Source organism: Nonlabens dokdonensis, from assembly GCF_002162835.1.
Classification (GTDB): Bacteria; Bacteroidota; Bacteroidia; order Flavobacteriales; family Flavobacteriaceae; genus Nonlabens; species Nonlabens dokdonensis_B.
On record NZ_MAAX01000136.1, the window covers coordinates 1 to 5708 of the forward strand.

Here is a 5708-nt window from a genome sequence, read left to right on the forward strand (position 1 = left end):
AGGTGGTGTTAAAGAAACGTACAAAGCTTATGGTCAAGAAGGAGCTGTTTATGAGCATGCTTCTAGAGACAAGCAAACGCGTGCAATGGCATTCTTAAACGAGCAACTTTTTGACACACCAGAATGGCTTATCGACCAAGAAATTTTCAATAAAATAGAGTCTGATGGTGGTATAGATAGAATACGTAGTATTCAAGTTAGAACGTTAAATAATGTTCTTGATTTTGGTAGAATGGCTCGTTTAATGGAAAATGAAGAAGTTAATGGTAAAGACGCCTATGGCTTGTTAGAAATGATGACTGACTTGAGAAAAGGACTTTTCAAAGAACTTCCTAGAGGTAGAACTATTGATCGTTACCGTCGTAATTTACAACGTGCCTACGTAGAGAGATTAGAGTTCATTATGAACAATGAGCAACCTAGAATACCTGCAGCATTCAGAAGGTTTGTTTCTCAAAGTTCTGTAGATGTAGTTCAAAGTGATATTAGACCTATTGTACGTGCAGAGTTAACTACACTAAAAAGAGACGCAGCTAGAGCAGCAAATCGTACTAGTGACAGACTTTCTAAAATCCACTTGTTGGATTTAGTGGAACGTATCGATATGATCTTAGATCCTAAATAATTAGGTTCTCTCTTAATATTCAAAAGCCGATTCTTAACAGAATCGGCTTTTTTATGTTCAATAGCTTGACAAAAAATTACTGATTGATCTTAGTTTTAGAAATAAAGTAAAATCCTGGAACTAGAATGAAGAGTAAAATAGGATGTATTAAAAATCTTCTTGTATAAAAGAGTCCCATTTTAACCCATTCATAGTCTAAACTACTAAGTATCAAAAACGCAACACTTAAAATAATAAAAGCAAAAAGATAAACCCACAATGCAGCTTTTATAAACTCTCTCTTTTTATAAAGAAACCAAATTATAACCAGTGATAAAGTTAGATTAAGGCTATATCTAAATATGATCGACACGATGTAACTTAAAGATTTAAAATCTGGAAGTTCATAAGTTTGAAAATTAGATTTGAAATATGCTATAAACGGATCGTTGAACAGAACATTTTCAAATATTCTCACACATACTAATCCAACTAAGGCAAGAATTATAAAAAATATAGAACTAGCTTTTTTCAATGCGAGACGTTTTAATATCCTTAATCCAGAAAATCCATAACAATACTACAGCACCATAAATCACCGCAGGGAAAATAATGTCATGAGCAACATCTGAATAATCACTATAACTATAAAAAACGATCCCAAGGATAACTAATCGTATAAGATTAACGACATAGATAAATAAGATTCCAAACAGAAGGAATAATAACGTTTTCTTAAAGCCTTTAGAAAAAGCCACTACAAATGCTGTGAAGAGTATCATGACGCTTACGGCGTTACAGCCTTCTATAATTCTAAAAAGCACTGATTCATCAATAAAAACAAGTACAGATGGGTGACCTACCGAATTTAATGTCTGTGCATTATATCCCAACAGTATTAACAACTCTTGAGTTTGATAAGCAACTTGAGCTGTAACAGGATCTGGATATAATTGTGAGCTCCACTCGACGTCCAGAAAAAGATAGTATAAAATAGAAAAACCAATGTATAACACCGCAAACGTAGCTACAAACTTGAATATGGGATAGTAAGGCTTAAGCGATTTCAATTAGTTTAATTTTAAAACAAAGTTAGCCAATAAAACAAAACCATAACCTAGCTTTGTAGCCTTAAAAATAATACCATGAAAATAGCTGATTTAAAACCAAAAGTTTTAGAAATTTTACACCAGCCCGAACTTCCTGTAAATGACAAAATGCAGGCTGTATGCGATTTACTTCAGGCAAATATAGATACATATGATTGGGTAGGTTTTTACATGGCACACGAGACAGAGCCTACTCTACATCTTTGGAATCAAGCAGGAGAACCAACTGATCATACGGTAATTCCTTTTGGTAAAGGAATTTGTGGTCAAGTAGCAGTCTCAAATAAAAACTTTGTGGTAGATGATGTTCACGCTCAAGATAATTATATCGCCTGTAGCATTCATGTGAAAAGCGAGGTAGTCATACCTATGTTTAAAGATGGAAAAAACATAGGTCAGATAGATATTGATAGTAATACACCTAATGCGTTTAATGAAGAAGACGAGCTCTTTCTAGAATGGATCAATGAGCATGTTGCTACACTACTATAACATGACTTTCACTCCTATCTTGTAAATTCACTATTTTATTATATTATAGCGTTTAATTTAATTAAATTGCTAGCATGAATTACCCTTTTTACTTTGATGCAGGTTTAGGAGCAATGATTGCTCAAGCGGCGATTGCAGCACTAGCAGGATTTGTTTTATTTTATAAAACAGTTATTGCTGTAATTAAAGGATGGCTAGGAATGAGAAAAGAAAAGAAAAACGGCAGCTTTGACAGCAGCTATGAAAAAGATCCTGAAAACAATTAATGCTCAGACATCCTTCATCATATCGAGATCCTTCTGGCTTTATGTACAAAGAAAACGGTCTTTATTATAGAAGAATTAATCCAGTTTTCTTCAAAGAGTACAATCAGGCAAAATCAGAAGGGATCTATCAAAAACTATTTGATAAAGGCTGGCTTATCCCACATAAAGAAATTAGCTCTAGCGATGATAAAATAATTATCCAACCTGAGCAATTGGGTTTTATTACTTATCCCTATGAGTGGAGTTTTACACAGTACAAACACGCTGCACAACTCACCTTAAGAATTCAAATATTTCTCTTAGAAAATGACTTTTCTCTTAAAGATGCTAGCGCATTTAATATTGCCTTTCACAAAGGAAAAGCAATATTTATCGACACTTTGAGTATTGAGAAGTATAAAGAAAATACTCCTTGGAGAGCTTTGAAACAATTCAACGAGCACTTTTTCGGGCCTTTATTACTTGCGCAAAAACATGGTGGTTCTTTTTTAAAAACTTTGCAGTATTCCATCAATGGTATTGATCTTAAGGAGGTAAAAAGGCAATTGAATTTTACCGCTCGATTCAATCCCATTATTTATAGCCATATCCACTTACTTTCTAAATTTCAGGACAAAAATCAGGATGAAACAGATGAGAATAAAGAAATTCATCTTTCTAAGGCTTCCCAGATTAAAATGCTCAAAGCGCTAGAACAGCATATTGATGCAATGACTTCTGTAGAGAATACAGAATGGTCCAGTTATTATAATGAAATAAACTATCAGGAGACTTCCTTTCAAATTAAAAAAGAACTTATAAAAGAATGGTGTCGTGACGTTAATGCTGCAAAAGTTATCGATCTAGGTGGTAACGATGGCACTTTTGCAAAAGAATTGTTACCACAAACCGATCAAATAATTGTAAGCGATATAGACCAGCCAGCGATCGATCAATGTTACTTAAACATGTTACGGTCTAAGGAACAGAAAATTATTCCTATGGTTTGCGATTTAATGCAACCTTCACCATCTATAGGTTTCCACAATTCAGAGAGAGATTCATTTACCTCAAGAGTAATTAATTTCAAACCAGATGTAAGCATGGCGCTTGCGTTAATTCATCATATAACTCTCACTGGAAATGTACCTTTCGAGATGAGTGCTGCATATTTTGCACAATTATCAAAGTATTTGATCATAGAGTTTCCAGACCGTACCGATAGCTGGGTGACCTATATCTTGGATAGTAAACGAGAAGCTCGACATTTATTTGATGGTTATAATAGTTCCGCTTTCGCGAAAGCGTACCAAAAAGAATTTAAATTGATCAAGTCAGAGAAAATTCAAGGCACAGAGCGCACGTTATTTCTTTTTGAAAGACATGAAAGATAAAATTTTACATTTCCTTTCTGAAGATAAACACCGCTGGTGGACGGTTACTGTTATACCTGGACTATATGCGATCGTGTATTTGTATCTTAAAAATTATACTGTAGTTAATTCATGGCAACAATTATTAAGCTTTATCGCTTGTTTTATAGTGGTCCCGTCGGTACTATTTTTAGGTGTCGATTTTTTCTTTAAGAAGAAGTTTCCAACTAAAAGACCACAATTATACTGGTCGTATTTCTTAATTAACTTTTCCATTATCTTTTCTCTATCTATTTACTTGGGATGGAGATGGAAAGCTCTTTTACTATTTGCTTTTATTGCAATAGGTTCTTCTTATTTTATTGCAAAACATTACAAAAAGCTAGTTTTGCTCTTATCCTTCATGTTGTTAATCGCATCTAGCCAGCTGCTTTATTATCTAGTCACTAAGGTCTATAATAGCGATAAGTGGATTAAAGAAATGCCTTTTGAGACCGTTGTATTCAAAGAGCGACCTAACGTTTATGTGATACAGCCAGACGGTTTTGTAGGCAAGCGAGCAGCAGATAATCCTCTTTATAATTTAAAGTTAGATGAGTTTTATAACACTTTATCTGATCTTGGTTTTCAATTCAATCATGACTTTAGAAGTAATTATCCTACTACCCTTGCTTCTAACAGTACTTTGTTTACAGCTCAACACCATTATTTGAACTATGGAGATATAGGCAACGAGTTGATAAATGCACGAGACATTATTCTAGGAGATAATCCAGTAATTAAAACTTTTAAAAAAAATGGATACCAGACTAACCTTATTTTAGAACATTCTTATTTGATGCTCAATTATCCAGAAGTAGCTTACGATAGAAATAATTTTTCTTATGCTGATCTATCTCCTCTTTTACCCAACTATTTTCTAGGTAAAAATTATCAAAATTATTTTGAGAACATGGTTTCCAACACTGGTAGTGAACCTCAGTTTTTCTTTGTTGAAATTTTACATCCTGGCCATATTTCTTTCAGTAAAGACCGTGAAAATGCTATTGAATTTGAAACACAACGCTATCAACAAGAGGTTAATTCTATCTCAAAAAAACTGATAGATATGATACGTTTCATTGAAAAGAAAGACCCAAAAGCAATAATTATGCTCGTAGCAGACCATGGAGGTTTTGTAGGCTACACGCACACAGGTGCGGCTTATAGTAATCCAGAAAATGATATTGATTTAAAGCAAAGCGTTTTCAATGCGTTATTTGCCGTAAAAGCTCCTGTTGAATTTGAAACACACCATGAAAAGATACATTCCTCCATAGGTGTTTTTCCCGCTTTGTTTGATTATCTATCTGGTGAGGATATAAAGACGCAACTTCAACTAGATAACAGCAGTTATTTACTGATCGACAACAACTCTGATAAAGAATTGTATCAATATTTTGATAATAATGGTAACTCTGTTTCTCAAAAGATGAGTAAAGATTCTGTATCTAATTAGTTTCCTGTAGACTCATACGTCTAGTATTCTAACCCAGAAAGATTACCTTATTTAATTAGTCATTATTCTATTGTTACAGTGCTAAACTATCTTCTTATTTTACCAGAGCATAGTTAGATTAATAATCCCGCTTTCGCGAAAGCGGAATAGCATCAAAAGTATTTGTAATAAAAAAATGATTTACCTCAGTACCATTACTGAGATAAATCATTTCTAAGGTTTTATTTATTAGTGCTCTTCTTTACTCGATCACTAGTTTTCTTACCAGCTTATCTCCTTCTTCGGTAGAAACCTCTAGAATGTATAAACCAGTTTTCAATCCTGTGTCTTTCCATTCATACAGTCCTTGTGCGCTGAACTCGATTGCTCGATCGCTGATTAACTTTC

The 5708-nt window shown here is 33.7% G+C and carries 7 protein-coding genes; 5 read left to right on the forward strand and 2 right to left on the reverse strand.

Annotated features, from left to right (window positions below):
• Nucleotides 1–625, forward strand: a 625-nt coding sequence (locus tag A9Q93_RS09200; protein ID WP_303687104.1) for a zinc-dependent metalloprotease, incomplete at its 5' end; no start/stop codon positions are given.
• Between the two features lie 76 nt (nt 626–701).
• On the opposite strand, the gene A9Q93_RS09205 is transcribed toward A9Q93_RS09200, so the two are convergent.
• Nucleotides 702–1139: an exosortase F system-associated protein gene (locus A9Q93_RS09205; RefSeq protein WP_303687105.1), complete on the reverse strand. Its 438-nt coding sequence runs from the start codon at nt 1137–1139 to the stop codon at nt 702–704.
• The gene (xrtF, locus tag A9Q93_RS09210; protein ID WP_303687106.1) at nt 1126–1674 is read right to left on the reverse strand and encodes an exosortase family protein XrtF; all 549 of its coding nucleotides are present in this window, start codon (nt 1672–1674) and stop codon (nt 1126–1128) included. The genes A9Q93_RS09205 and xrtF overlap by 14 nt, the downstream gene beginning before the upstream one ends.
• Before the next feature lie 75 nt (nt 1675–1749).
• Between xrtF and A9Q93_RS09215 the strand changes: the two genes are divergently transcribed.
• The 4 genes from A9Q93_RS09215 to A9Q93_RS09230 all read left to right on the forward strand — a co-directional run bounded on the left by A9Q93_RS09215 (nt 1750) and on the right by A9Q93_RS09230 (nt 5321).
• On the forward strand, nt 1750–2205 hold the full coding sequence (locus A9Q93_RS09215) for a GAF domain-containing protein (RefSeq protein WP_303687107.1): 456 nt from the start codon (nt 1750–1752) through the stop codon (nt 2203–2205).
• A 74-nt stretch (nt 2206–2279) separates the two neighbouring features.
• Nucleotides 2280–2471, forward strand: a complete 192-nt coding sequence (locus A9Q93_RS09220; protein WP_303687108.1) for a hypothetical protein — start codon at nt 2280–2282, stop codon at nt 2469–2471.
• Complete coding sequence (locus tag A9Q93_RS09225; protein ID WP_303687109.1) at nt 2471–3844, forward strand: class I SAM-dependent methyltransferase; 1374 nt, start codon at nt 2471–2473, stop codon at nt 3842–3844. Before A9Q93_RS09220 ends, A9Q93_RS09225 begins: the two co-directional genes overlap by 1 nt.
• The gene (locus A9Q93_RS09230; protein ID WP_303687110.1) at nt 3834–5321 is read left to right on the forward strand and encodes a hypothetical protein; all 1488 of its coding nucleotides are present in this window, start codon (nt 3834–3836) and stop codon (nt 5319–5321) included. Before A9Q93_RS09225 ends, A9Q93_RS09230 begins: the two co-directional genes overlap by 11 nt.
• Nucleotides 5322–5708 lie beyond the last annotated feature (387 nt).

What these genes read in the sequence shown, in the direction of transcription:
- A9Q93_RS09215 (WP_303687107.1), top strand. Translation starts at nt 1,750, where the DNA reads ATGAAAATAGCTGATTTAAAACCAAAAGTTTTAGAAATTTTACACCAG.
- A9Q93_RS09220 (WP_303687108.1), top strand. Translation starts at nt 2,280, where the DNA reads ATGAATTACCCTTTTTACTTTGATGCAGGTTTAGGAGCAATGATTGCT.
- A9Q93_RS09225 (WP_303687109.1), top strand. Translation starts at nt 2,471, where the DNA reads ATGCTCAGACATCCTTCATCATATCGAGATCCTTCTGGCTTTATGTAC.
- A9Q93_RS09230 (WP_303687110.1), top strand. Translation starts at nt 3,834, where the DNA reads ATGAAAGATAAAATTTTACATTTCCTTTCTGAAGATAAACACCGCTGG.